Here is a 507-nt window from a genome sequence, read left to right as displayed (position 1 = left end):
GTGCCGTCGCCAGCCGCCTCGTCCTTCTTGTACTTCTTTGCCTCCTCGATGTTGAGCGTCTTGGCGCCCGCCTTCTCTGCCTTCATGGCTGCAATCTGCAGAGCTCTGGATGCCACCTGCTTGTAATCCAGGTCAGTGAACTTGTTCTTCACTCCCTCTCCAGGAATATACTGGATGTTTGCTCCGGTGATGTTGACGTCGCTGCGGAAGTCGGCAGGATTATCTACTCCTGTACTGGTAAGCTGGAGTCGGAACTTGCCCAGCTCGCCAAACTCCACCTGGTTGCCACGCTGAAGCTCTGTTACAAGATTATCTACGGCGCTCACCAATACTGCGGTGCAGTCTGCACGGGATACGGTGGTCTGCTTCTCGATCAATCCCGCAAACATCTTGAGCGAGATGGAATCGTTGATCTGTGTGCAAGCATAATACTTGCTGTCTGAGGTCTTGTCACCCGGCTTTGCCAAATGCTTTGCTAAACTAAAACTTACTGACATACTACTAAAA

General features: G+C 51.7%; 1 protein-coding gene. It reads right to left on the bottom strand.

The window, feature by feature from the left end; genetic code table 11:
• A partial coding sequence (locus tag DW830_RS15625) for a DNA-binding protein (protein WP_317125433.1) occupies nt 1-467 on the bottom strand: 467 nt, incomplete at its 3' end.
• Between the last annotated feature and the right edge of the window lie 40 nt (nt 468-507).

The organism is Prevotella sp. AM34-19LB, from assembly GCF_003468525.1.
Taxonomy (GTDB): Bacteria; Bacteroidota; Bacteroidia; order Bacteroidales; family Bacteroidaceae; genus Prevotella.
Note: the sequence above shows the minus strand (reverse complement) of the source record. Positions and strands in the feature narration are given on the sequence as shown.